This window comes from Synechococcus sp. PCC 6716 (assembly GCF_022570815.1).
Classification (GTDB): Bacteria; Cyanobacteriota; Cyanobacteriia; order Thermosynechococcales; family Thermosynechococcaceae; genus Thermosynechococcus; species Thermosynechococcus lividus.
The window spans coordinates 1-25506 of the sequence record NZ_JAKLTU010000016.1; the positions used below are offsets into that span (position 1 = coordinate 1).

At 53.2% G+C, this 25506-nt stretch carries 22 protein-coding genes and 3 pseudogenes; 11 read left to right on the forward strand and 14 right to left on the reverse strand.

What is annotated here, in order from left to right; genetic code table 11:
* Positions 1-353: 353 nt before the first annotated feature.
* Both L5220_RS08755 and L5220_RS08760 read right to left on the reverse strand, forming a co-directional pair.
* Positions 354-515, reverse strand: coding sequence for a zinc ribbon domain-containing protein (locus L5220_RS08755; RefSeq protein ID WP_499573055.1), 162 nt, complete (start codon positions 513-515; stop codon positions 354-356).
* Between the two features lie 23 nt (positions 516-538).
* A pseudogene (locus L5220_RS08760) lies at positions 539-682 on the reverse strand (IS1 family transposase); the annotation flags it as partial.
* 310 nt (positions 683-992) lie between these two features.
* Here L5220_RS08760 and rpsT point away from each other — a divergent pair.
* The 4 genes from rpsT to L5220_RS08780 all read left to right on the forward strand — a co-directional run bounded on the left by rpsT (position 993) and on the right by L5220_RS08780 (position 5862).
* A complete protein-coding gene (gene rpsT / locus L5220_RS08765; protein WP_099799355.1) occupies positions 993-1286 on the forward strand; it encodes a 30S ribosomal protein S20 in 294 nt (97 codons plus the stop codon).
* Between the two features lie 5 nt (positions 1287-1291).
* A complete protein-coding gene (locus tag L5220_RS08770; RefSeq protein ID WP_099799354.1) occupies positions 1292-2110 on the forward strand; it encodes a TatD family hydrolase in 819 nt (272 codons plus the stop codon).
* Between the two features lie 279 nt (positions 2111-2389).
* Positions 2390-4819 (forward strand): phosphoketolase family protein, encoded by a 2430-nt coding sequence (locus L5220_RS08775; protein WP_448515186.1) that lies wholly within the window; start codon positions 2390-2392, stop codon positions 4817-4819.
* Between the two features lie 113 nt (positions 4820-4932).
* On the forward strand, positions 4933-5862 hold the full coding sequence (locus L5220_RS08780; protein WP_499573058.1) for an Rpn family recombination-promoting nuclease/putative transposase: 930 nt from the start codon (positions 4933-4935) through the stop codon (positions 5860-5862).
* Between the two features lie 160 nt (positions 5863-6022).
* Here L5220_RS08780 and dnaG read toward each other — a convergent pair whose 3' ends face one another.
* From dnaG to L5220_RS08805, 5 genes are all read right to left on the reverse strand, one after another.
* A complete protein-coding gene (gene dnaG / locus L5220_RS08785; RefSeq protein WP_499573060.1) occupies positions 6023-8095 on the reverse strand; it encodes a DNA primase in 2073 nt (690 codons plus the stop codon).
* 42 nt (positions 8096-8137) lie between these two features.
* Complete coding sequence (rpiA, locus tag L5220_RS08790; protein ID WP_499573062.1) at positions 8138-8845, reverse strand: ribose-5-phosphate isomerase RpiA; 708 nt, start codon at positions 8843-8845, stop codon at positions 8138-8140.
* Between the two features lie 137 nt (positions 8846-8982).
* On the reverse strand, positions 8983-9126 hold the full coding sequence (locus tag L5220_RS08795) for a hypothetical protein (RefSeq protein ID WP_499573064.1): 144 nt from the start codon (positions 9124-9126) through the stop codon (positions 8983-8985).
* A 42-nt stretch (positions 9127-9168) separates the two neighbouring features.
* Complete coding sequence (locus L5220_RS08800; RefSeq protein WP_499573065.1) at positions 9169-9741, reverse strand: EI24 domain-containing protein; 573 nt, start codon at positions 9739-9741, stop codon at positions 9169-9171.
* Positions 9742-9789: 48 nt separating this feature from the next.
* Positions 9790-9966 (reverse strand): hypothetical protein, encoded by a 177-nt coding sequence (locus L5220_RS08805; RefSeq protein ID WP_448515180.1) that lies wholly within the window; start codon positions 9964-9966, stop codon positions 9790-9792.
* A 165-nt stretch (positions 9967-10131) separates the two neighbouring features.
* Between L5220_RS08805 and L5220_RS08810 the strand changes: the two genes are divergently transcribed.
* The gene (locus L5220_RS08810) at positions 10132-10560 is read left to right on the forward strand and encodes an NfeD family protein (RefSeq protein ID WP_499573083.1); all 429 of its coding nucleotides are present in this window, start codon (positions 10132-10134) and stop codon (positions 10558-10560) included.
* 40 nt (positions 10561-10600) lie between these two features.
* On the opposite strand, the gene L5220_RS08815 is transcribed toward L5220_RS08810, so the two are convergent.
* Complete coding sequence (locus L5220_RS08815; RefSeq protein WP_499573067.1) at positions 10601-11944, reverse strand: glycosyltransferase family protein; 1344 nt, start codon at positions 11942-11944, stop codon at positions 10601-10603.
* Positions 11945-11981: 37 nt separating this feature from the next.
* Between L5220_RS08815 and L5220_RS08820 the strand changes: the two genes are divergently transcribed.
* A complete protein-coding gene (locus L5220_RS08820) occupies positions 11982-12431 on the forward strand; it encodes an NUDIX domain-containing protein (protein WP_499573069.1) in 450 nt (149 codons plus the stop codon).
* Here the strand turns inward: L5220_RS08820 and L5220_RS08825 are convergent.
* From L5220_RS08825 to hrcA, 3 genes are read right to left on the reverse strand one after another with little or no spacing between them, the layout of a single operon-like run.
* Positions 12373-13371, reverse strand: a complete 999-nt coding sequence (locus tag L5220_RS08825; RefSeq protein WP_499573071.1) for an RsmB/NOP family class I SAM-dependent RNA methyltransferase — start codon at positions 13369-13371, stop codon at positions 12373-12375. The genes L5220_RS08820 and L5220_RS08825 overlap by 59 nt on opposite strands.
* A gap of 15 nt (positions 13372-13386) precedes the next feature.
* Positions 13387-14127 (reverse strand): DUF561 domain-containing protein, encoded by a 741-nt coding sequence (locus L5220_RS08830; protein ID WP_448515176.1) that lies wholly within the window; start codon positions 14125-14127, stop codon positions 13387-13389.
* Positions 14128-14164: 37 nt separating this feature from the next.
* On the reverse strand, positions 14165-15235 hold the full coding sequence (gene hrcA, locus L5220_RS08835) for a heat-inducible transcriptional repressor HrcA (RefSeq protein ID WP_499573073.1): 1071 nt from the start codon (positions 15233-15235) through the stop codon (positions 14165-14167).
* Between the two features lie 205 nt (positions 15236-15440).
* Between hrcA and L5220_RS08840 the strand changes: the two genes are divergently transcribed.
* The 4 genes from L5220_RS08840 to L5220_RS08855 all read left to right on the forward strand — a co-directional run bounded on the left by L5220_RS08840 (position 15441) and on the right by L5220_RS08855 (position 22552).
* Positions 15441-17966: a sugar phosphate nucleotidyltransferase gene (locus L5220_RS08840; protein WP_499573075.1), complete on the forward strand. Its 2526-nt coding sequence runs from the start codon at positions 15441-15443 to the stop codon at positions 17964-17966.
* Between the two features lie 54 nt (positions 17967-18020).
* Entirely contained in the window at positions 18021-19967 is a 1947-nt protein-coding gene (gene nblS / locus L5220_RS08845; RefSeq protein ID WP_499573077.1) for a two-component system sensor histidine kinase NblS, read from the forward strand.
* Entirely contained in the window at positions 19939-20613 is a 675-nt protein-coding gene (locus L5220_RS08850) for a TVP38/TMEM64 family protein (protein WP_499573079.1), read from the forward strand. The genes nblS and L5220_RS08850 overlap by 29 nt, the downstream gene beginning before the upstream one ends.
* A 193-nt stretch (positions 20614-20806) precedes the next feature.
* The gene (locus L5220_RS08855) at positions 20807-22552 is read left to right on the forward strand and encodes a ShlB/FhaC/HecB family hemolysin secretion/activation protein (RefSeq protein ID WP_499573080.1); all 1746 of its coding nucleotides are present in this window, start codon (positions 20807-20809) and stop codon (positions 22550-22552) included.
* On the opposite strand, the gene trpA is transcribed toward L5220_RS08855, so the two are convergent.
* Positions 22549-23337 carry a tryptophan synthase subunit alpha gene (trpA, locus tag L5220_RS08860; protein ID WP_499573085.1) on the reverse strand — a complete coding sequence of 263 codons (789 nt, stop codon included), beginning with the start codon at positions 23335-23337 and terminating at the stop codon, positions 22549-22551. The two genes, L5220_RS08855 and trpA, sit on opposite strands and share 4 nt — an antisense overlap.
* Positions 23338-23462: 125 nt before the next feature.
* On the opposite strand from trpA, the gene L5220_RS08865 reads away from it, so the two are divergent.
* A complete protein-coding gene (locus tag L5220_RS08865) occupies positions 23463-24722 on the forward strand; it encodes an FtsW/RodA/SpoVE family cell cycle protein (RefSeq protein WP_499573082.1) in 1260 nt (419 codons plus the stop codon).
* A 23-nt stretch (positions 24723-24745) separates the two neighbouring features.
* On the opposite strand, the pseudogene L5220_RS08870 reads toward L5220_RS08865, so the two are convergent.
* Together L5220_RS08870 and L5220_RS08875 are read right to left on the reverse strand one after the other, a co-directional pair.
* Positions 24746-25279: pseudogene (locus L5220_RS08870) on the reverse strand (RNA-guided endonuclease InsQ/TnpB family protein); the annotation flags it as partial.
* A 36-nt stretch (positions 25280-25315) separates the two neighbouring features.
* Positions 25316-25501: pseudogene (locus L5220_RS08875) on the reverse strand (transposase); the annotation flags it as partial.
* Positions 25502-25506 lie beyond the last annotated feature (5 nt).

The following is a 25506-nucleotide window of genomic DNA, read 5'->3' on the forward strand; positions in this document are numbered from 1 at the left end:
CGTGGGTTGGATAGGCTCTGAACTTGTACGCTTGCAACATTTAGCGTCTTTGGATGTTACTGATAATATCCTACCAGATAGCAAAGAGGATGTGCTACGCACGTTGATTTATGGGTCGCCATTCATCCCACGATTCACCTGCGGTAGAATCGGGGACTTCTTACGACATTTGTTAAAGTGCCTCAAAATTTGCGCTCATTGACATCCTCCCTTCACTGCGCTCAGGAAGGGGATTCCATCGTCGCCGATGAAGGTTCCTGCGTCAACGAGGTGACGTGCTCAACCGCTGTCTCCAGAAGATGAGTAGCGGCCTCCTCTCCACCGGCGTAAGGTTCTGTGTGCCCTACAGTACGTCAACCTAGCTCCAAAATCTTGATAGTTGCGTTGGGGTCTCTGTCCAGCACAGTTCCGCACTGGCAGAAATGAGGACGAGTGCTGAGGGATGCCTTGACCAAATGGCCGCAACACGAGCATGTCTGGGAGCTGTACTGAGGTGGGACAGCGACAGTTACCACCCCAAATCCGGTCCCGGGCAGTCCTACACAGGTAATGATGCAGTGTAAGCATGGATGAAATACCAGATTGCACCAATATGATTTTCTAGAGATTTTGAGAAGGATAAGGTTTGGCGGACTCATCGAGACACCCGTTGCCTCAGAGTGTTGTTCAATCGTTCAATATGGATTTTGCTATTTTTGACTACATGAGTTGGCTGACAAACCGGGCAAGGTGGTTGGGGAGCAGACATGGGGATTCTGAAAGAACTCTTGCTTCTCTATCCTCTTGGTGGACCGGAGTTCTTTGTTGAGATGCTAGCGAATCCTGATCCGCTCATTCTGATCCGCTCATTTTGCCAGAGTGCAGCTAGCAGCAGAGTAATCCAGTTATTTGCGCTCTACCAATGGAGAGCCGATAACGCTAAGAGGCGCAAAACCGCTATAATGAGTGTTTGTTCTAAACACTGTGTTGATTATCGCTGTCTAAGGTGACCCGTGGCCAACATTAAATCTGCTGCCAAGCGCGCTCAAATTGCCGAGCGCAATCGCCTCCGTAACAAATCCTACCGCTCTGCAGTACATACTCTGACGAAAAACTACCTCAATGCCCTCAGTCAATACACGGCCAACCCTTCACCCGAGCAGTTAGCAGAGGTGAACCAACGTTTAAGCACTGTGGTGAGCAAAATTGATAAGGCAGTTAAGTGCGGCGTGCTTCATCGGAATACAGGTGCTCGTCGTAAAGCTCGCTTAAGCCGAATTTTCAACAAAGCAACCCAACCTTCCTAATTTTTATGCTGGTGGATACCCACGTCCATCTGAATTTTGCTAATTTTGCTGCCGACTTAGAGACTGTAGCTCAGCGGTGGCGGGAAGCAGGGGTCGTCAGGTTGGTACATTCCTGTGTTGAACCAACGGAGTTTACCGACATTCAAGCCCTAACGGTAAAATTTCCAGAACTCTTTATGGCCGTGGGTTTGCATCCCCTAGATACAGATCAGTGGCATCCTGATCTGGCTAGTACCATTGCCTCCCTTGCTGCCAGTGATCCCAAGGTTGTTGCTATTGGTGAGACTGGCTTAGACTTTTATAAAGCTAACAATCAGTCTCAGCAAGAGGAAGCGTTTTGGGCGCAGTTGGCAGTGGCTCATTCCCTTAGTTTGCCTGTCATTATTCATTGCCGTGAGGCGGCGGCAGCAACCCGGAATGTGTTGCAGCAGTTTCAACGTCAGTACGGATCACTACAAGGGGTCATGCACTGCTGGGGCGGCACACCAGAGGAAACGGAATGGTTCTTAGAGCTAGGGCTATACATTAGCTTTAGTGGCACGGTAACCTTCAAAAATGCTAAGCAAATTCAGGCGGCGGCGCAAATGGTTCCGGGCGATCGCCTCCTCATTGAAACTGATTGTCCATTCCTTGCGCCTGTCCCGAAGCGGGGGGAAAAGCGTAATGAACCCAGTTATGTTCGCTTTGTGGCCTCAGCGATTGCAGCACTTCGTCAGTGTGATGTAGCTGAGCTAGGGGTACAAACAACAATCAATGCCTGCCGCCTTTTTCGCCTGCCGCCACCAGAGATGCTAGAGACTCAGGCCGGGCGTGTTGACCCTTAGAACCGCTCATTCGTTAAAACATTCAGGGTATTTCCTCACTACCAGAGTCTGCCGGTTTAGGATCAAAGGTGTAGTGAAGTTTGTACGAGCTGGAACCGCAGCTCGGGTTCGCCCTTTCTTCAGAGATTTTTCTCTAGAAACGTTGCATCAGAATCATTCTGGCGAATCAACAGCCTGTACCAGGCTGGCGAAAGAGCAGGTAGTCTGTGCATTTTGTTTTATCTTTTGAGTTCTCAAGCAGGCTGTCGTGGCTTCAACAGTTGATGTATGAGGGAATTTATGGTTAGCGCTCTCTCCCCCACAACTCAATCAATTCGTGCGTTTGGGATTGCCCGCGCCACTATTGAGGGTCAGCCCCTCAGTGCTGCAGAAGTGGATGCCATCGATGCTTACTTCCGTGCCTGTAATTACCTTGCGGTAGGCATGATTTATCTGCGGGACAACCCCCTGCTCAAAGTTCCCCTGCAACCAGAGCACATTAAGAAACGCCTCTTGGGGCATTGGGGAGCCAGCCCTGGACTTTCTTTTATCTACATTCATCTCAACCGCATTATTAAAAAATATCAACAAGAGATTATTTTTCTGGCGGGTCCCGGCCACGGTGCCCCCGGTGTCTTAGCGCCTGTGTATCTCGAAGGAAGTTATTCCGAGATTTACCACAACATTAGTGAAGATGAGCACGGCCTCAAAAAATTTTTCAAGCAGTTTTCATTTCCTGGCGGTGTCGGTAGCCACTGCACCCCAGAAACCCCCGGCTCAATTCACGAAGGGGGAGAACTGGGTTATGTGCTCTCCCATGCCTGTGGTGCTGCTTTTGACAATCCCAACCTGATTGTGGCCGCAGTGGTAGGAGATGGCGAATCGGAAACAGGGCCACTGGCTACCTCGTGGCACATTAATAAGTTCCTGAACCCTGTACGCGATGGCGCAGTCCTGCCAATTTTGCACCTGAATGGCTACAAAATTAACAACCCCACACTATTGGCGCGTATTCCCCACGCCGATCTCGAGCATCTCTTTCGCGGTTATGGTTATGAACCTTGCTTTGTCGAAGGCTCTGACCGTCCCTCAATGCACCAAGCAATGGCGGCAACCCTAGAGTACTGCGTAAACAAAATTAAGGAAATTCAACAGGCAGCTCGGGAGCAGGGGGTAACGCCTCTACCCCGCTGGCCGATGATTATTTTGCGGACACCCAAGGGCTGGACAGGGCCGGCTGAAGTGAATGGACGGAAGGTAGAAGGGTTCTGGCGAGCACACCAAGTGCCCATGGCCGATGTGCACAGCAACCCCGCAAACCTGCAATTGCTGGAGAAGTGGTTGCGCAGTTACCATCCGGAAGACTTATTTGATGATAAGGGAACCTTTCGCCCTGATCTAAAAGCACTGGCACCAACCGGCACCTACCGCATGGGGATGAACCCTCATGCCAATGGGGGGCTGCTCCGCAAAGACCTAAAAATGCCAGATTTCCGGGAGTATGGTATTACCGTTGAGAAGCCTGCCCAACTAGAAGCGGAAAACACACGACCCCTTGGCGTTTTCCTGCGGGATGTGATGCGCCAAAACATGACGAATTTCCGCGTCTTTGGTCCTGATGAAAACACTTCAAACAAACTTAATGCCATTTATGAAGTTAGCAAAAAATTCTGGATTGCTGAATTCTTTGAAGAGGATGAAGATGGCGGTGAGTTATCCACCGATGGTCGTGTCATTGAAATGCTCAGTGAGCACACCATGGAAGGGATGCTAGAGGGCTACCTGTTAACAGGACGGCACGGCTTCTTTTCCACCTATGAGTCTTTTGTGCATGTCATTGACTCAATGTTTAATCAGCATGCCAAGTGGCTGAGTATCTGCAATGAACTGTCGTGGCGCGCTGATATTGCTTCGTTGAACTTATTGATCACCTCGACGGTGTGGCGGCAGGATCACAATGGCTTCACTCATCAAGATCCGGGCTTTTTGGATGTGGTCTGTAACAAGAGTGCAGCGGTGACGCGAATTTATCTACCGCCCGATGTCAACTCCTTGCTATCGGTGGCGGATCACTGTTTGCGTAGCAAAAACTATGTGAATGTAATTGTGTCGGATAAGCAATTGCATTTGCAGTATATGGATATGGATGCGGCCATTAAGCACTGCACGAAGGGATTGGGAATTTGGGATTGGGCTAGTAATGATCAAGGCTATGAGCCGGATCTGGTGATGGCCAGCGCGGGGGATATTCCCACCCAAGAAGCCTTGGCGGCGATCGCCCTGCTGCGGCAAGAGTTTCCCGACCTGAAAATCCGCTACATTAACGTTGTGGATTTATTTAAGTTGCAACCGGAAACAGAGCATCCCCACGGCCTGAGCGATCGCGATTTTGATAGCCTATTCACACTAGATCGGCCAATTATTTTCAACTTCCACGGTTATCCATGGCTGATTCACCGCCTCACCTACCGCCGTTATAACCACGTCAACCTGCATGTGCGTGGCTATAAAGAGAAAGGCAACATTAACACCCCCCTCGAGCTAGCGATTAACAATGAAATTGACCGCTTTAGCTTGGCGATCGATGCCATTGACCGGCTGCCCGAGTTGCAGGTGGCCGGTGCCCATGCCAAGGAAAAATTCCGCAATATGCAGATTGAAGCCCGCAACTACGCCTACGAGTTTGGGATCGATAAGCCGGAGTTTAGCCACTGGACATGGCCACTTTAGCCCTTTGCGGTCATAGAAATCTCGCTCTCGCTTGGATATGTAAGCTCGCATCTCCCAAGTCAGAGCGACGTATTTCGCCGCAGACTTAACTGCTCTAGGCTCTGGAAGACCGTTTGCGGCGACATGATGGCTGTGGGGTGCATTCTCGATACACTGGGGAAATGCGAGATAACCTCTGTAAATACCTTGCTGAACAATACCCTACCGCCTTTACCCAGTGGCTTCTCAACGATGTCTCAGAAAATGTTTCAGTTCTCAAAACCGAACTGAACCTTGAACCGATTCGTGCAGATGCCGTCACCCTCGTGCAAACGCAACACTGCATTCTGCATCTAGAATTTCAGGTCGAACCAGAGCCAGCCCTACCCTTACGGATGCTGGACTACTGGCTGAGGCTCTATCGCGCTTACCAATGCGAGATTGTCCAAGTCTTAATTCTGCTGCGACGAACACGGGTGCAGGTGCCCGATGTCTTTGAGTGGCCAAACACCACTCATCGCTACCGAGTGGTGAAACTCTGGGAAGAAGACCCACAGCAATTTTTTGCCATTCCTGGTCTATTGCCCTTTGCAGTGTTGGGGAAAACAAATAACGAAGCTGGTTTGTTGCAAGCCGTTGCTGACCAGATTCGTCAGATTGCCTCCAAGCAGACCCGGCAAGAGTTGAGTACCATCGTTCAACTGCTTGCTGGGTTACAGTACAGTAAGGAGCTGATTCAAGCGATTTTTCGGGAGGGAATGATGCGCGAATCCGTGATTTACCAAGAAATTCTTCAAGAAAGACAACGAGAGGGAGAGAAAATTGGGCTTCAGCGTGGCCGACAAGAAGGGCGACAAGAAGGGCGACAAGAAGGACAACTGGAGGGAGAATGTACGCTTATTCTCCGCCAACTCCGCCGTCGATTGGGGACACTACCCGATGCCGTGGTTCAACATATCCGTGGGCTATCTCTCGAACAGTTGGATGCTTTAGGAGAAGCTCTTCTCGATTTCCAAGACTTTAACGATCTCGCAATGTGGCTAGACTCTCAACCCAATCGTTAACTTAATGAGAGGTTCGGGGAGCGATAAGTCCCGCGGTGTATGCGAAACATCAGCGTCAGGAGGATGTCACACTGTTAGTCAGTTGGCTTAGATTTTTTCGCACCTATGAGGGTACTTATCGGCTATGGCTGGTGCACTCGAAAGACTCTTGATAGCAAGGCTAGGACAAGCTGCGGATTGCATTGAGGGGTGGGCAGCGTTCTTCGTCTAATTGCTGCAAATACTGGCGGTGCTGGTAATAGTCGTGGCGCAATTGCTCTAAAGCCTGTAGGCGATCCGCATCAATGCCGGGAATACTCTGAATGTCGGTACTAGGGCTGGTGATCATGCGCTCAAGGTATTGGCGGAGAGCTTCACTAGCGGGAGCCTCACTTAAAATGAGAGCTACAGTTTCTTGCCAAGACTGCAAAAGATAGCGACAGCGTTTCTCGACGGCAATGCGCTCCAAGACGGCGGCAGTTGCTTGGATGGTTAATTCGGGTCGCTCTAAGCTAACGGCAGTGATTTCATCAAGGTGCAGCAGGGGGGCAATCATGTTGGCGTGGTTATCTTCACTGATGGCATCAAAGAGGCGGCTGACCAAATCTACCTCTGTGAGGCGTGTGGCGGTATCGGTAGTCGGGGACAGCAGCCATTCGGCTGTATAGGGATCATCGGGAGCAGGTAAACCAGCGCAGAGATCTTCCTCAATGGCTAAAATTTGCCGCCACAGCCAGCGATGGTGGGATAGGCTAAACTCAATATCCCGTGCCTGTAAAGTCTGGCGAATGAGGGGGCGATAGTCACCCCGGTGGAGGTACAGTCGCAGCAATTGTTCTTCGGCAGCTTGGCGGAGGTTGTAGTCCGCTGGGCGTTGCCATTTTTGGGATCGTCCCTGCCACCGTTGCCCCCGTACCTGTTGCCGCAGGGATTCCTCTAAGCGCAGAATGAGGCGACTGTCACCGCGCCCCAGTAACTCGGCACAGCGATGGATATAGTGACTGCGCAGGGCGGCATTGGGTAATTTTCCGAGCAGTTGAGTGAGCGCTTGGCTGGCTTGGTGGAACTGATCACTTTGGTTCAGATCGTACTGGGCAAGGGTGGTGTCCAGTTGCCAGTCTAGCCAAAGGGGAGCGGTATCCAGCAGGGTTTGGTAGCGATCGCCCGTTGCTTGTGCTAAAAATTCGGCGGCATCTTTACCGGCGGGTAGGGTTAAAATCCGTAGAGTCAGATCGCCACGGTAAGCCAAGTCTGCTGCTTCACCAATGGCGCGATCGGTGGCGCGTTGTCCTGCGGTATCGGCATCGAAATTGAGGATAATCTGCTTGGACTCGGTGTAGCGCAGAAGCAGTTTAATCTGGGCTTGGCTGAGGGCAGTACCAAGGCTGGCCACTGCTTGGGTTAACCCTGCTTGGTGCAGCGCCATGACATCAAAATAGCCTTCGACCACAACCGCTTGATCCTTATGAACAATGGTTTGCCGCGCTTTATCTAGGCCAAAGAGCAACTGCCCCTTATTAAAAATGGGGGTTTCGGGGGAGTTGAGGTATTTCGGCTCCTCGTTGCTGAGGGTGCGACCGCCAAAGCCCACCACCCGTCCTTGGCTGTCCATAATGGGGATCATCAGGCGATCGCGAAAACGGTCGTAGTAGCCGTCGGCAGTGCGTCGGGGGACAATCAGCCCTGCCTGTTCAATCAAGCTAGCGGGATAGCCCTTTTGCTCAACAAGATAGCTATAGATGACCTGCCAACCAGCGGGCGCATACCCTAGGCGAAAGTGCTGAATAGTCGCTTCCGTTAAGTGGCGCTGCTGCCGCAGATAGGTGTAGGCAGCCTCACCGATGGGTTGGCGCAGAGCGTGTTCATAAAAACTAGTCGCGATCGCCAGAAGTTCGTAGAGTTGCTCTTGAAGGGATAAACGCACCTGTAGCGCTTGTTTGTGGGCGGCGTCTAGCGTTCGCACCGGCACCTGATACTGCTGAGCTAACTCCAGTACCACATCGCCAAAGGAGCGTTTTTGCAGTTCCATCAGGAACTTAATGGCATTCCCCCCCGCACCACAGCCAAAGCAGTAATAAAACCCTTTGCTGGGGCTAACCGTAAAGCTAGGAGTTTTTTCGTCGTGGAAGGGGCAACAGCCAACGTACTCCCGTCCCCGTTTGCGCAACACAACATGCGCTGCCACTACATCGACGATGTTGACGGCTTCACGCACGGCTTCAATGGTATCGGGGTGGAGACGGGGAATATCCATAGGTTTTCAGGATAGCTGATCCCCACTGGGGAAGACGGGAGACTAGACTACTTCGCGAACACGAGGGTGCCCCTCTACAAGTTCACCCACCAGAACGACATCGGCCACATTGACAAACAGACCATTTTCAAGCACCCCAGGAATATTATTGATCGTCTTTTCTAGGGCTGCGGCATCCGCAATCTCGGCAAAGGTTACGTCTAATACAAAGTTACCTTGGTCGGTAATCACAGGCCCATCTTTCTTAACCCCCATGCGCAGTTCTGGTTTGCCTCCCAAGGCGGTTAAGGCACGGCTAACAGGACTCAGGGCAAGGGGCAAGACCTCGACAGGAACTGGAAACGTTGAACCAAGCCGTTCTACAAGTTTGCTGCTATCCACGACCACAAGGAATTGATCCGCCAGCGAGTCAACAATTTTCTCGCGGGTATGAGCGGCACCCCCCCCTTTGATCAAGTTTTTAGCTGGATCTACTTCATCCGCACCGTCAATGGCAATATCAATTTTAGTGACATCATCGAGGGTGACGAGGGGGATGCCGTACTGCTTCGCGAGTACCGAGGCTTGAAAGGAGGTGGGCACACCGCGAATATCGCTCAGCTCGCCGTTGCGCAGGCGATCGCCCAAGAATTCAATCACAAAGGCAGTGGTTGAACCCGTACCTAGCCCCACCACCATGCCCGACTGGACGCGATCCGCAGCCGCTTTGGCCACCGCTTGCTTCATTTGTTTAACGGCATCTTGACTCATGCCCAAGCTCCCATACATTTCCCAAACAGCACAATAGCATAGTGGAGCAGGGCATAACCGATGCTCCGGTATGATGGCTTGGGAACTTCGCGAGAACTGTTTAACGGTACCTTGACCTCTCCCGCACTCAGGCAACGTTAACGCTGAGGCAGCGCAGGGGAGACTGACAGGGCGGTGTTGGGGTCTCGCTCTTGAATTAAGAGGGCGGCGGCAACCACCCCCACTGCGGGCACGAGCACCATTCCTGCAAGAGGAACCAATAGACCCAGACACTGTGCCAAACCAAGGCCGTAGATTTCTGGGGTGTAGGCTCGGGTTAAAACTTAGCGTTCCTTAAGGGTTCTACTGTGCTTTTCCAGCGGATAATCAAAACTCCCTCGCCCAAAGAAGTAGCTATTGACTAGCACCATTACGATGGGTTGCAGTGGGCCACACAGGAACGACAGCAGTAAACAAACCAGTTGCACAACTGCGTCCCGCAGGGCAAACCAGCCGCCCACAATGGTATTGAAGAGGTCTCGCCGCCAACCCACCTCAATGGTATGGCCGGTTGTAATTTTCTCTACACGATTGAGAAGTGGGCCCAAGAAGGGAATCACCACCAATGGAATGAGGGTTTGGTAGCCAATTAATGCCAAAAACAGAGCGATCGCCACGGCGACCACATCCACAACCGCATCGTAAAGCCACTGCCATGGCCCCAAGGGCACCACTACCCATTGTYCCCCAAGGGTTTGCACCGCCACGAAAGCACTAATAATCAAGGCTGTGCCCAGTAAAAAACTCACGATCGCCGGTAGCAGGAGGTAGGCCCACAAACGATGGCGGGCAATAAAGCGTAAGCCACGACCAAAGGCGAAAAATCCCCGCTGAAACCGCTGACTTACCGACCACATTCGTCCCAGCACTGGTCTGCCTTAGAACCCATTCGGGGGGATCCTAGCTTATCCGCGGCGGGGTGGTGTGCCCTCATCATCCGGGGGGGGCGCATCGGCCATCAGGTGAGTCGTGTCGGTGCGATCGTTCTGGGATACAGGGGGCGTACCGGGTCGCCAAAGCCATGTGGCCAGCACTCCCAAGGTCAGTATTCCCACCAACAGTGGCACAAAAAAGTTAGTCATTATGATTACTCGCGTGGATTTCATGATTAATTACATACTGACAGACGTGGTGTCTTTTCAGCGTAGGTTACCTGACGCCACACGACTGGGTTCAGTTCCGACCATGGCGGCCATCTTAAGCTATGGTTGAAATGAAACTTTGGGCTTGCAAGAGTAACGATAGTGATGGCGCTGTCACCCTTCTGGATCTGGTGTATTGCGGCAGTCATTCTCTTTTTGATGGAGTTTTTTCTGCCCACCGCTTTTGTGGAAGCCACCCTCGGCATCAGTGCATTGATTGTGGCCTTCACCTCGTTTCTAATTCCCAGTTTTCCCCTACAGGTGGTGCTCTGGATTCTGCTATCGGTGGTGGTGGTCTTCCTAATGCGCCGCTATCAGCCGAAACGCACTGCCCCAATTCTCAAAGAGGGGGCTGAAGCACAAACGATTAGCCAAATTTTGCCGGGGAAAACAGGGCGGGTACTTTACGATGGCATTTCGTGGCAAGCGCGGTGTGATGATCCTCATCTGGCGATCGCCGAGAATCAGCGAGTGATTGTTATTGGCCGCCAAGGCACGACCCTCATTGTGGTGCCCGAAGACACCATTTCATGATGAACTCCCCAAGGGGTAGTCCTGTAGTGGTAACAATGCACTAGAGACGATGTCCCTTGTCTGCAATCTTTAACGTTAAGTCCACTAGCTTTGCTGCTGCTCCAGGGTCTCCTACGACGTTCTGTAATGCCGCTTTCATGGCAACCAAGTCTTGGGGATGCTCTAAGTAGTAAAGAATCTGCTGTGCCACTGCGTGGGGATCAAGGGGGCCGACGAGCTCCGGTACGATTTCTTGCTGTGCCCACAGGTTTGGCCACGCTTTGTAGCCCAAGCCTTGCTTGACCAGTTGCCAATCCATCTCTGGGGCCTGAAGGAGTTGCCAGAACTGCCGCCAACCCAACCCTTTGGCCACTAATGCCCAAAACACCAAGGCGGTCCAGTGCCGACCAATGGCAGGCAGCGCCACCAGTAACCCCGCCAAGCCATCCCAAGGATGCGCCCGCTGTACCCGCAGTTGTTGTGCCGGCAGGAGCACGATCATGGGCACATTTAAGGCCGCTAGCTCAGCAGTGTTGGCACCAACGGTTGTGACGGCGATCGCCACTTGGCGCAGCAGCGGATAATTGGGTAATTGCTGCCACAAATACACCTTGGTGCCCTTGGGAGTTTCAAGGTAGGGAATGCCCTCTGGTGGTTGCTGCAGTTGAGCCGTTGTGCCAGCAATGTGCTTTAGATCGGGGTTATGCTGCGGGTCAGCATAGCGACCCAAGGTCTCGAGGGTGAGGGTGGGCGCCACAGGAATGACACATGCAACAGGCGGGTTCACCGTGGCTAAATGATCGGCGATCGCCAAGCAGAGGGGCACCCCCAGTTTGAGCTTATTTGGCTTTGACCCCGCCATCAGTGCAACCAACGGCGTGTCGGCTGCTATGCCCAAGTCTTGGTGCACCTGCGGTTGCTCCCCACGCCCAAGGGTTTGCACATCGGTCATCAGATCTCCAATAACCGCCACATGGGCACGGGTTGGTGGCAGCGGCAGCAGACGGCGCAGAGCAATCACATCGACCCAGCGGTGCCAACGCGCCTGCCATTCACAGTAGAGAATGCAGCGATAGCCTAAGCGTTTCGCCAGCAGCACCGCAAACAGTTGATCGCCGCCTAGAAAAACCACAACCCCGTGAGGGAGCCAGTCCCAACCGCTAGAGGTCGTTTTGGTGCACAATAATCGCCAAAATTCTTGCACCGGCAACACCCGATCCACCCCAGGATAGCAGCGGGCAATGTCCGCCTCGCGGCCACTGGCATGGGGACAGGGCACCATTACGACCGAGATGCGAACCTGATCTGTAGCCTCCTGCCGCAGAGCCGTAACGTAGGGATACACCCACGTTGCCAACTCCCCGGGGCCATTACTGAGAACAACAATATCCTGTTCTGCCGCCATGTCCCCTGTTGCGTTACCCTATCCTTGCTACCGTACCATGAAGCCTTCGTCGATGTACCGCAATCCTGCACCCACAGTTGACATCATCATTGAACTGTTAGATTATCCCCAGCGACCCATTCTCCTGATTGAGCGCCGCTATCCTCCCTTAGGTTGGGCTATTCCGGGAGGCTTTGTGGACTACGGCGAATCGGTGGAGGTGGCCGCCCAGCGCGAAGCTCGCGAAGAAGTGAGCCTTGAGATCACACTCCAAGAATTACTATATGTGTACTCAGATCCTGCTCGAGATCCCCGCCAGCACACCCTCAGTACAGTGTTTATTGCCACAGCCCACGGTACGCCCGTCGCGGCAGACGATGCAAAGGCTGTGCATGTTGTACCCCTTGATCAGTTGCCGTCTTCCCTTTGCTTTGATCACGCGCAAATTCTCAAGGATTATCTGCACTGGCGGCAGACGGGTCAGCGGCCTCGACCGCATCAGTTGTAGCTTGCCAACACAACCAGTTGCTCAGTTCGGGCATTGGAGTTGGCTCTCCCTCGCCTTGATGCTGCCACAGGATGGTAAAGGCTCCTGCACCTTCCTGCTGCTGCGGCCAGAGGCGATAGCAAGGCAACTCACTTAGGTGAGACTGATAGGCAGCCAGTTGGGGAACAGTCTGGGGGATAAATTGGGGATACTTGGCACTAAACCACTTGGCCACCTCTTCGTTTTCTTCGCGACTAAAGGTACAGGTGCTGTAGAGGAGCCAGCCTTGGGGGCGCACCAACGCCGCCGCTGCCGCCAGAATTCGTTTTTGACGGCGTTGATTATGGCGCAAGGTCAGGGGATGGAAACAGCCCTCAGCGGTCTGGCCTTTGGCTAGCAGGGACTGGCCGGAACACGGGGCATCGACGATCACCACCTCAGCCGTCTGAGGCAAGGTTGCTGCTAAATCGGCACTATCACAGCAGGTGACCCCCACTGGATGAACACGACAGCGTTTGAGGTTACTAATTAGCATCCCTAGGCGCTTAGGGATTGCTTCATTGCAAAGTAAGTAATCGGGCTTGAGGGCGCGCCATGCCAATAGACTTTTGCCTCCCGGCGCTGCACAAACATCAATGATCAGGCTAGGGGAGGGGGGCAAGGAAAGGAGGGGAACAGCCGCAAAAACGGAGGAGCTATCTAGGCAGTAGTAGGCACCTGCTTGGTGGAGTGGATGTTGCCCCGCCCGAGTGCCCACGGCCAGTCGGCTCACCCATGGGGGTTGCCAAGGGAGAGGAGGAAGGACTGGAAACGGCGAGGGGGTAGGGGGATCCTGGCGCCAGAGGATCGCTGGCGGTAAGGGCTGAGGGATGAACAATGCTGCCAAAAAGCGTTCCCGTTCGGCAGCAGCCTCAAACAGGCGTTCCGCACAGTTGAGCGCCAAACGGGAGGGCTTGACCACTGCTGCTAGGGAGTGTTAGGGGGCAACGGCCACAGCGCGATGAAGGGCGTCCGCTAGGGCACGGACACTGGCAATCATGGCGACTTCACTGTTGAGTTGGTTCACCGCCGAGCCAACGCCAACCCCAGCAGCACCACTGGCGATCGCCAAGGGAATGGTGACAGCTGACAAGCCAGACGCACAGAGAACGGGAATGGAGACGGCCTGAGAGATTTCGTAGGCCGCCGCAAGGGTCGGAGCAGCCTTTTCAATTAGACCTAGAGTGCCACTATGGCGCGGTTGACTGCTCGTTCCCCCCTCCGTTTGGATGACATCTGCACCCGCCTCTACTAAGGATTCCGCTAGGGTTACCTGTTCATCCAGCGGCAACGTGTGGGGCACTGTCACCGAGAGCATAATTTGAGGCAGCAAGGCACGGGTTTGCCGGGTCAGTTCAAGAACTTCCGTGGCACTGAAGACACGGCCTTGGGCATAAAAACTATCGTAGTTGCCAATTTCTACGAGATCTGCACCTGCTGCAACTGCCTTCACCAGCAGGCACGGATCCACCGCAGACACACAAATGGGCAGCGTGGTAACCTCTTGGGCAATCCGCACGAGATCTGGATCAGCAGCAATATCCACCAATGTGGCTCCGCCATGCTCTGCGGCGGTGACCACCGCACGAACGCGATCGCCATCAAAATTGTTGAGGCCACTAATGATCTTCAGTACTGAGCGCTGGGCAAATGCAGCAGCTAAACGCGGATGCAGCATAAACTTGAAACTTCCAAATAATAGTCGTTGTTCTATCCTATCCTGAGACGGCATAGGAACGGCTGACCTGCTCGGAAAGGTAATCGGCAGCCGTGGCCACCAAGGGAATGATACGAGCGTAGGACATGCGTGTTGGCCCAAGAATACCAATCGTGCCAACGGGGGCGTTCCCGCAGCAGTAGCAGGAATAGACCAAGGTGCAGCAGTGCATTGGCGCAAGGGCATTTTCAGTGCCAATGCGAATTTGCACTTGGGAAGAGGCGGTGTAATCGGGGCTGATCAAAGGAGTGAGCTGATCCTGCTGATCCTCAAGGAGGTGCAAGAGCATTTGCACTTGTTCCACCTGCGAGAATTCCGGTTGCTGCAACACATCGGCAAGACCACTGACCACAAGGGAGGTGCCTTCTTGGGCATAGCGTTGGCTCAGTTGTTGAAACAGGGACTGGAGGTTTTGGCCATAGTCCTGAAAGTCAAGGTCTAATTGCTGCCAGTCAATGAGCGTTAAATCAACTAGCGATCGCCCCCGCAATTGATGGTTCAAAAAATTTGTTAACACCTGCAATGTCCGATCCCGCAGGTCAATCTCTTGCGGTTCACTGGGCAAGGAAATGACTGCCGATTGGGTTTCATAGCTATCCAGCACTAGGATAACCATCACCTGTTGCGCATCCAGCGCCACCAGTTGAATTAAACGGATGCGCCGCTCTAGACTGTTGGGCAAGGAAATTAATGTAATGTATCCACTCAGATCAGATAACAGTTGAGCAGCTTGACGCAAAATTACTTCCAAGCGATCGCGCCCCCACAAAAACTGCTCGGCCAAGAGGGACTCAGCTTTTTGCGCCACATCGGGGATAGGCTGAACTAACTCATCAACGTAGAGACGGTAGCCAGAGTCCGAGGGAACACGGCCGGCGGAGGTGTGGGGTTGGTAAAGCAGGCCACTGCGTTCTAGCAGCAGCATAATATTGCGCACCGTGGCGGGGCTAACCTTAAGGTTATATTCGGTGGCGATCGCCTTAGAGCCAACGGGTTCTGCCGTTGCAATGTAGTGGTTGATGGTGGCACCAAGAATTTGCTTCTGGCGATCGTTCAGTTCAATCGTCATAACCCCACACATCCCTAACGTTGATCGTCTGTGCTTCCTTTTATCTATAAACCAGTGAACGATGATTCAGCAATGCAATGAAAATCTCATAGGTGCTGCACCTAAATAATCGTTGCAATCTTAGGTCTGGGGTCTAGTTGCCCTAGGGCGTCCCCTAGACTAGAAAGTAAGGATACCCGTCAAGATACAGCGGAAGGAGGTGAAGTTGCGCGTCGTCCTTATGGCTGGAGGCAGTGGTACACGGCTGCGCCCCCTCACTTGCGACTTGCCCAAGCCAATGGTGCCAGTGGTCAATCGTCCTATTGCAGAGCACATTCTCAATCTGCTGCGCAGCCACGGCTTAGATGATGTGGTGATGACCCTGCACTATCTCCCTGATGTTGTGCGCGATTATTTTGGGGATGGCAGTGAGTTTGGGGTGCACCTGAGCTATGTGGTTGAGGAAGAGCAGCCCCTTGGTACCGCTGGCTCTGTGAAAAATATTGCCCACCTGCTGGCGGATCCCTTTTTGGTGGTCAGTGGCGACAGCATTACGGATGTGAACCTCAGCGAGGCCATTCGCTTTCACCACCAACACCGTGCTCCCGTTACCTTGATCTTAGCTCGAGTGTCCAATCCCAAGGAATTCGGGATTGTCTTTACGGATGAGGAGGGGCGGATTCGCCGCTTTCTCGAGAAGCCCTCAGCGGGGGAAGTCTTTACAGATACTGTCAACACTGGTATGTACCTGCTCAGTCCAACCGTGATGGACTATCTCAGCGGCGGGACAGAGCGGGACTTTTCTCGAGATTTGTTTCCCCTGTTGCTCCAGGCAGACGTGCCCATGTACGGGTACATTACCGATGCCTATTGGTGCGATGTGGGTAGCTTGCAAACCTATCAGCAGGTGCAGCGGGATGCCCTCTACGGTCGAGTTCAGTTAGACATTCAGGGCACTGAGGTACAGCCGCGGGTGTGGGTGGGGCGCAACACCACCTTGCCCCAAGATATCCAGCTAGAAGACCCGATTGTGCTTGGGAATAACTGCCGCCTTGGTGCGGGCGTAACCCTCGCTGCAGGGACGGTGCTGTCAGATAACGTCATTGTTGGCAATGGCAGCCAACTGCGCGGTGTAGTGGCTTGGAATGGGGTGTTTGTTGGCGATGATAGCCACCTCGAGCACTGCATCTTGGCTCGCCATGTGCATGTGGATCGCCACGTCACTCTCAACGAAGGGGTGATTGTCGGTACCCGTTCAGTGATTGGGGAGGAGGCCAGCCTCAGTCAAGGAGTGCGGCTGTGGCCGGGCAAGCGGATTGAGCCGGGGGCGATCGTTAACGAAAGTTTGATCTGGGGAACCACAGGGCAGCGGTATCTATTTGGCCAGCGGGGGGTGGCGGGGGTGGCCAATGTGGATATTACCCCAGAGTTTGCCGTACGTTTGGCGGCAGCCTATGCTTCCACCCTTGAGCCGGGCACCAGTGTACTTGTTTCTCGCGATCAGCGCAGTGTCTCGCGTATGGTGGCGCATGCCCTGATGTCGGGGTTGATGTCTGTGGGGATTCATGTCTTGAATTTGGAGGCGATCGCCCTGCCCATTGCCCGCTTTGCGGCTCAGACCCTTTCGGTGAGCGGCGGTATTCACGTTCGTGCCCACCCCGATCGCGCCGATCAATTGCTAATTGAATTTTTTGACCATAAAGGCATTAACCTGAGTCGTGCCCGCGAACGCCAGATTGAAACCGCCTACTTCCGTGAAGATATTCGCCGGGTCATTCTCAGGGATGTGGGGACGATGGCACAACCCAACAATAGCGTTGCTGCCTACGCCCAAGGGTTTGAAAAATGGCTGAATACAAAACTGTTTTATGGCAACCCCGCCAAAATTGTTATTGACTACGCCTATGCGGTATCGGGGGTGGTGCTGCCACAAATCCTCAATAAGTTTGGCTGTGATGCAGTGGTGTTGAATGCAACCCTGCACCCCACTCCCCTCAATATTTTGGAGCGCCAGCGTCTGCTACGGGAACTGGGACAAGTCGTCACAGCACTGTCCGCCAGCTTAGGGGTACAGGTGTCCGCCAATGGCGAGCGGCTCACCCTTGTGGATAACAGTGGCGCGGTGGTCAGCGATCAGGAACTCACAGCACTAATGACCTACTTGGTCTTGCTGACCCATCCCGGCAGTACAGTGGCTGTTCCCGTCACCACTTCCAGCGCAGTGGAAACCATTGCCCAGCAGTTGGGGGGGCACATTCTGCGCACCCGCACCAACCCTACAGATCTAATGGAAGCCTGCCAGCACCACAGCGGCGTGGTTCTTGGCGGAGCAGCGGAAACGGGCTTTATTTTTCCCCAGTTGCATCCGGGCTTTGATGCCATGTTTACCATCGCCACCCTCATTGAAATGCTGGCCTTGATTGGTAAGCCCTTAACTGCGATACGCCAAGAGCTACCCAAAGTTTACTACCATCACCGTGCTATCCGCTGCCCGTGGATTGCCAAGGGATCCTTAATGCGCCACCTTGTGGAAACCCAGCCACGGGCACACCTGAACTTGATTGATGGGGTTAAAATTGGCGACCCCAACACCAATAACTGGATCTTGGTCTTGCCCGATGCCAGTGAACCCTTAGTGCACCTGTACGTCAACAGCCATGACGCGGCGTGGAATGAGCAGATGTTGCACCGTTATACGCACCGCATTGAACAATTCGCCCGCCTAGAAACGGTGGCAGATGCAAAAATATAAGAAGAACTCGTAAAATTAGATAAATTTTTTGTACTTTTAGGCAGCATGGTGGTTTTGAAAACAACAGCTCAGGGGGACATTAAGGAAGCGTTTCGGGCGATCGCCCGCTGGTGGTCAGAATTTAAGATTCAAACCCGCCTGATGGCCACAGCAACGCTGGTGGTTTCGATCATCATGAGCGCGCTCACCTTTTGGGCAGTGAACACCATTCAAACCAATGCCCACCTTAACGACACCCGCTATGGCCGGGATCTGGGCTTGCTACTGGCTGCCGATGTTGCCCCCCTCATTGCCCAAGGGGATACGACCGCCGTGGCTGAGTTTTCCCGTAAGTTCTATGAACGTAGCGCCAGTATCCGCTACATCCTCTATGCCGATCCCACAGGGGAAATTTACTACGGTCTACCCTACTCTGCCCCCCAAGTCGAAAGCGCCCTGACCCTCCGCCGCCGCATGCAACTGCCCGAAAGCTATCGCGAGCGGCAAGAGCCACTGGTGCGCCAACATCAAACCCCCGATGGCCTAGTGGCAGATGTTTTTGTGCCCCTGAGCTTTAATGGTCAGAATTTAGGCGTGGTGGCGATCGGCATCAATCCTAACGAAACCTTCATAGCCTCTGCTAGCCTCACCCGAGATCTGACCATTGCAGTGTTTGTCTCCCTCTGGATCATGGTGATTTTAGGCGGCGTGTTTAACGCCTTGACCATTACTCAACCCATCAAAGAATTGGTACAGGGGGTGAAAAATATTGCTGCGGGCAACTTTAAGCAGCGGATCAACCTTCCCTTTGGCGGCGAACTGGGAGAGCTGATTACCAGCTTTAACGATATGGCAGAGCGGCTGGCCTCCTACGAGGCCCAGAATGTAGAGGAACTGCAAGCTGAAAAAGCGAAACTGGATACCCTTGTTTCCACTATTGCTGATGGTGCGATTCTGCTGGACACTGAGATGAGGGTTATTCTGGTGAACCCCACTGCCCAGCGGCTATTTAACTGGGAAGGAATGAACGTCATTGGCCAAAGCGCCTTGAGTTGCTTTCCGGCGCCAGTCTGCGAGAAACTGACCTGTCCACTGTTTAAGGCCTCCTCCGGCCAGTCGGAGGGGGGTGAATTTCGGGTCACCTTGCAGGAACCCAGCCCGCGATCAGTACGGATTTTGCTGACTACCGTCATGGATGCCCAGCGGGAAAAACCCAAGGGAATTGCTATTACCATCCAAGATATTACCCGTGAAGTGGAACTCAACGAGGCCAAGGCACAACTGATTAGCAATGTGTCCCACGAGCTACGCACGCCGCTGTTCAACATCAAATCCATCATTGAAACCATCCAAGAGTATGGCAGTGAGCTAAGCGATGAAAAGCAGCAAGAGTTTCTGGCCACCGCCAATCACGAAACCGATCGCCTCACCCGCTTAGTCAATGATTTCCTAGACATTTCTAGGCTGGAGTCCGGTCGCCCCTACCAATTTGGGGCGGTACACATGGGGCAAGTGATCGAGCAAATTCTGCGCACCTACCAACTGAATGCCGCCAACAAGTCCATTGAGCTTTCTACGGAGGTGGACACCCCCCTACCAGCGGTGTGGGGGAACTACGATTTACTCATTGGTGCCTTAACCAACTTGGTGGGCAATGCTCTCAAATTCACCCCAGAGGGGGGACGGGTTGTTATTCGAGCCTATGTGTGGCATCCTCCCAGTGACCCCGAGCAGGAGCGGGTGCGCATTGAAGTGGCGGACACAGGGATGGGCATTGCCCCTGAAGATCAACCCCGAGTGTTTGAGCGTTTCTTCCGCGTTGAGAATCGCGTCCACACCCTTGAGGGGACGGGCTTGGGTCTAGCCATTGTCCAAGACATTATCCACAAGCACAACACCCACATTCATCTCATTAGTGAAGTAGGAGTAGGCAGTACCTTCTGGTTCGATTTAGCCATTGACGAGACCGCGTTGCTACCCCCTGAGCAAAGCAATGTGGAAACTGCGCTGCCCTCGCCCTAAAGGCTCTACCCTCTGGCTCTTGGGGGCGATCGCCCTGATGGGAATGAGCTTAGGGAGCCTCAGTTGGTGGCTCGACTATTCTGCCCTTGTGACCCTCATTCGCAGTTGGGGCACCTATGCTGTTGCTGGCTACGTTGTTCTATTTGCGGTGGCCACTGCTGTGGGGGTTCCCGGAACCTTTTTCCCAATGATTGCCGGGGCGCTGTTTGGATGGGTGTGGGGCAGTGTCTGGGCACTCCTAGGGGCAACCCTTGGTGCGATCCTTGCGTTTTTAGTGGCTCGCTACTGTGCCTATGATTGGCTACAACAGCGCATCGCCCACCATCCTTGGCTGCACACCCTGCAACAATCGGTGGCAAGCCAGCCTTTTTGGTTCATTTTAGCGGTGCGCCTTGCCCCCTTTTCGCCCTTTAGTCTTGTTAACTTTGGCTTTGGCTTAACAGCTATTCCTGTTACTGTATATGCGGCCGCCACATTTATCGGACTGATTCCCAGCATTGTCACCTACGCATGGTTAGGGGCAGCGGGCGATACCCTGCTGACAACCGGTAACCAACTGCCGTTCCTCGCAGCCAGCCTAGCACTACTGTTCTTGACAGTGCTGCCCCTGTGGTGGCAACGGCGCAAGCGCCCCACCAAACGCTGAGCAACCATCGTTTGCGTATATTTACTTGGCGGCTGACGAATCATCCGTTAGAATCTTAAAGAATTCTCTGTCAAATACGTTCTCCTCACACTAAATTTCTAGACATTCTATAAGAACTGCTTATATTTTTATATTTCTGTTATTTGCAGTGCTGTAGTTATTGCTTACTAGCTTTTAATGTGGGGTTAAAGACGTGAAAACAGTCCCATTTCTATTCATTAGCCATCCCATTGCGGTATCGCTGCTATGGGGATTAGGCGGTTGGCTCGCCCCAGCGGCAGTTGCCTCGATTCCGCTGACGAACCCCACTCAACTGGAACTTCAACCACCGCTACCAGAGCCGCCCCCCTTACCGGCTACTCCCCCTGCCGTTCTTGACACCCCTGCCCAGCCACTGCCTCCTCCTGGCCAAGGGGGGCGCACGGTGCTCATCCCTGTGCGAAAAATTGTTGTGGAAGGGAGCACAATTTTCGGTGCTGCGGAATTTGATCCAATTGTGACCCCCCTTGAAGGGCGGCAAGTTACCCTAGACGAGTTACAAGCAGCAGCCGATGCCATTACTAAACTGTATTTAGATGGTGGCTATTTAACCTCGCGAGCGGTTTTAACAGAGCAAGTGAGTGCCGATGGCACCATCACTATTCAAGTGATTGAAGGTCGCCTTGAAGCCATCCAAATTGAGGGGAATAAGGGGATCCTGCAGCGGTATATCCGCAGCCGCATTGAGCTAGGAGCAGGCGTGCCCCTTAACTCCAACAAGCTAGAAGAGCAATTGCGACTGTTGCGAGTTGATCCGCTATTTCTCAACCTTTCTGCCAGCTTAAGACCCGGTACCAAGCCGGAGGATAGTATTTTAGTGGTGCGGGTGGTGCCCGCGCGGTGGTTTAATGCCGCCTTTGGCCTCGATAATATTACCCCGCCAGCGATCGCCCCCAACCGGGCCACTGCCTTTTTGGGCTACAGTAACCTGAGTGGCCGTGGCGATACTATTTACGGCTCCTATGCCATCGGGAATAACTTGGGAACCTTTGATTGGGGCACTTCAAACACTGCTGAGTTTGGCTACAGCATCCCCCTCAATGCCATGAATGGCACCTTTTCTATTCGCACGGTACAAGCCGATAGCGAAATCACCCAACCCCCAGCCCTTGCCGCCTTCAATATCCGCAGTGAATCCTCTATTTATCAAGCGAGTTTCCGGCAGCCAGTGATCCGCAATGTGCGCGAAGAACTGGCCTTTGGTATTGGTTTCCTGATGCAGTCTGGGCAAACCTTTGTGGCGGGGGTACCCACACCTCTCTCGATTGGGTCTGATGCCACCGGCTACAGCGCATCGCGGGTTTTTGAGTTTGCCCAAGAATATACTCGCCGTGACACCCAAGGGGCATGGGTGTTCCGCTCTCAGTTTAACTTTGGCGTACCTATTTTTGGCGCCACTGAAAACCCCGGATCAATTCCGGATGGCAACTTTTTTAGCTGGCTCGGCCAAGGCCAGCGGTTACAGCGGTTGTGGGGGGATAATTTTCTGGTGTTGCGCACCGATGTGCAGTTAAGTCCGAGTAACCTGCTGCCTTTTCACCAGTTTGTCATTGGCGGCGGCCTCTCGGTGCGAGGCTACTCCACAAACGCCCTGTCTGGGGATAATGGCGTGCGTTTTTCGGGGGAAGCTCGTTTTCCGGTGATGCGAACGGCAAACCGGCGACCCATTATTTCCATTGGCCCACTCTTTGATCTGGGTTGGGTTTGGAACAATAGCACGAATCCGGCGGGAGCCGTGCCCAATAATGTCATTGCAGGGCTAGGGATGGGGTTGTTGGTGCAGCCCACCCCTAACTTAGACCTGAAGCTAGAGTATGCTGCCCCCTTACTCAATCTGCCGGGACAGGTGGACAGTTTGCAGTCCGATGGCATTTACTTTAGCTTGACGGTACGTCCCTAGGGGGTGTCTAGGGCAGTGCGTAGGGCTTGGCAAAAGGTGGCTACGGCCTCCAGTCCTTGGCTAGGGTCGCTAAGGCGTTTGACAAACGCACTCCCGACAATGGCGGCATCGGCTCCCCATACCTTCACTTGATGAGCCTGTTCAGGGTTAGAAATGCCAAAGCCTACGCCAATGGGTTTAGGGGTAATTTGGCGGAGGGTGTGGATCAGGTCTTGAACCCGGCTAGCCATTTCCTGCCGCATGCCAGTGACTCCGGTGGTGCTCACCAGATAGATAAACCCTTGGGAGGCACGGGCGATCGCCTGCATCCGCTCTGGCGAGGTGGTGGGTGCAATCAAAAGAGTGAGTTCTACACCAAGGGCAGCGGTTTCCTCAAGAACAGGTTCAGCTTCTTCAAGGGGAAGATCAGGAATAACCAAGCCTTTGATCCCTGCCGTGGCCACTGCCTTTAGAAAGTTAGAAATGCCGTGATGGTAAATGGGGTTGTAGTAGGTAAACAAAATTAAAGGGGTGCGCAGTTGTAGATTCTGAACCATTTCTAGCACCGCCGCCAAACGGGTGCCCTTTCGCAGCGCACGGGTAGCGGCTGCTTGGATAACTGGGCCATCAGCTAAGGGATCCGAGTAGGGCATCCCCAGTTCAATGAGATCCGCGCCGTGGCGATCTAGAGCCTTAAGTGCCGCCGCTGTTGTTTCTAGATCAGGGTCTCCCGCCGTTAGAAACGGGATAAGGGCGCAGCGTTGCGCCGATCGGCACTGTTCAAAACGTTCCGAGACAGAGGGCACGGTTAAGGAGTTCACGGGCATTGAGTCCACGACAGAAGATGCATAATAACAGAAGATGCATAATAATTGTGCCAGATTAGAAACGGTTCCTATAGTGGCACGGTGCCAGCGAGGGTGATTCCATTGTGAAGTGGTGGCGTTTTCTTCCCCTAGGCGATCGCGCCGTTAAGGATTGGACACTGGAGGCACGATTACTCCACTGGCTCACACTTGTGTGGTTGGGCTTGGGGATGGTGGTGCTTTTTTCTGCGAGCTTTCCTGTGGGCTTAGCAGAGGCAGGCGATGGGCTTTATTTCTTTAAGCGGCAGTTAATTTGGCTGGCATTGGGGTGGGGGGGGTTTCAGGTCTTTATCCGGCTGCCGTTACGGCGATCGCTGCAAATGGCCATACCGGGCTTTTTTTTATTTTTGCTCTTGATTTGGGCGACACGGTTGCCGGGCGTTGGCAGCACAATGATGGGCGCAACCCGCTGGATTAGCGTTGGTCCGGTGCAAATTCAGCCGTCAGAAATGATGAAACCCTTTTTGGTGCTACAGGCGGCATGGGTCTTTAGCTCGTGGCGGCGGCTCCACCTCAAAGCCCGCTGCTTCTGGCTCAGCGCCTTTGCCCTAACCCTCGTGGGAATTCTGATTCAACCGAATTTGAGTACCACGGCTCTGTGTGGCATGAGTTTGTGGCTGGTTGCTCTAGGGGCAGGCTTACCATTGATGCCCCTGAGTATGACGGCGATCAGCGGCGTGGGTTTAGCCGTATTGAGTATTAGCATTAATGATTACCAACGGCGGCGGGTAATGTCCTTTTTAGACCCTTGGTCTGACGCCATGGGGGATGGCTATCAACTGGTGCAGAGCCTACTGGCGGTTGCCTCCGGCGGGGTCTTTGGGTCGGGCTATGGTTTCTCGCAGCAGAAGCTTGCCTATCTACCGATTCAGCACACAGATTTTATTTTTTCCATTTACGCTGAGGAAATGGGCTTAGTCGGTTGCCTATTTTTACTGGCGTTGCTGGCCGCCTATGGCTACCTAGGGATGCGGGTTGTCCATCAATGTCGTGAGCCGGTGGTGCAACTGATTGCCCTTGGTGCCACCGTGATTACGCTGCTACAGGCGCTGATTAACATGGGCGTTGCCATTGGCATTCTGCCCACCACTGGCCTGCCCTTTCCCCTCTTTAGCTATGGGGGTAGCTCCATTATGGCGAGTCTGGCGATCGCTGGGCTGCTCATCCGCAGTGCTCGGGAGGCTCATCAGGCAACAATTCTTCCCCTACCCACATCCATTAACCAGCAGACCCGCACCCCTGCAGCCAGAACCCGCCGTCGCGCCACGCCGGTGACCCCCTTGCGTCCCCAGAACATACCTCGCTATAAGCAGCGCAAGCTATGAACTACCTACGCACTCTGCTTAAGCTACGTGCGAGGTTTCTGACGCTTCATCTGCTGAACTTTCCTAAACCCTCCACAAAACTGTGGGGCTTTAGAAAGAGGTTCAGCATCGACGTTTGAGAGGCTAGTTCCTAACCCCTTGGCATAATTGAGCATTACCATCGCTGCTGCCACGTCACGGTCAGCAACAAAGTTGCATTTATCGCAATTATGCACATGTTGGGACAACTCCTTTTTCTTTTTGTGGCCGCATTGAGGGCAGACTTGGGAGGGAGCAATTTTGAGAGGTACTTCAACGAATACCCCACCGCATTCATCAAGCTTGTACCTGATTAGTGATACCAAATTGCCAATCCCGACATCTAACAAAGACCTATTTAGTCCTGTTTTTTGCCTGCCTTTTTGGGCTTTACGAGTCATCCCCTTGATGTTCAATTTTTCAGTAGCTACCAAGCTATTACCGCTAACTATTTGTGCAGCTACTTTGTGTTGCCAGTCTTGTCTTTGATTGGCAACCTTATTCTGAAGTTTGCTTATTTGCTTTCTGGCTTTCCTCCAACGTTTAGATGCTTGGCTCTATCGTCCGAGTTATGCTTAATCAATAGCTAAATGCCAGCAAATTAAGCAACGTAACTGAAAATTGTCAAAGTTCCTGAACCCATAACCTGACCGCTTGATCAGCTTCAATTTATTGTTAATACCTTCAACAACACCACTATTTGTGTGATTATCAAAATAGGTGGTGACTTCACCAAACCACCGACAAATTGTTCTTACGCTCTAGA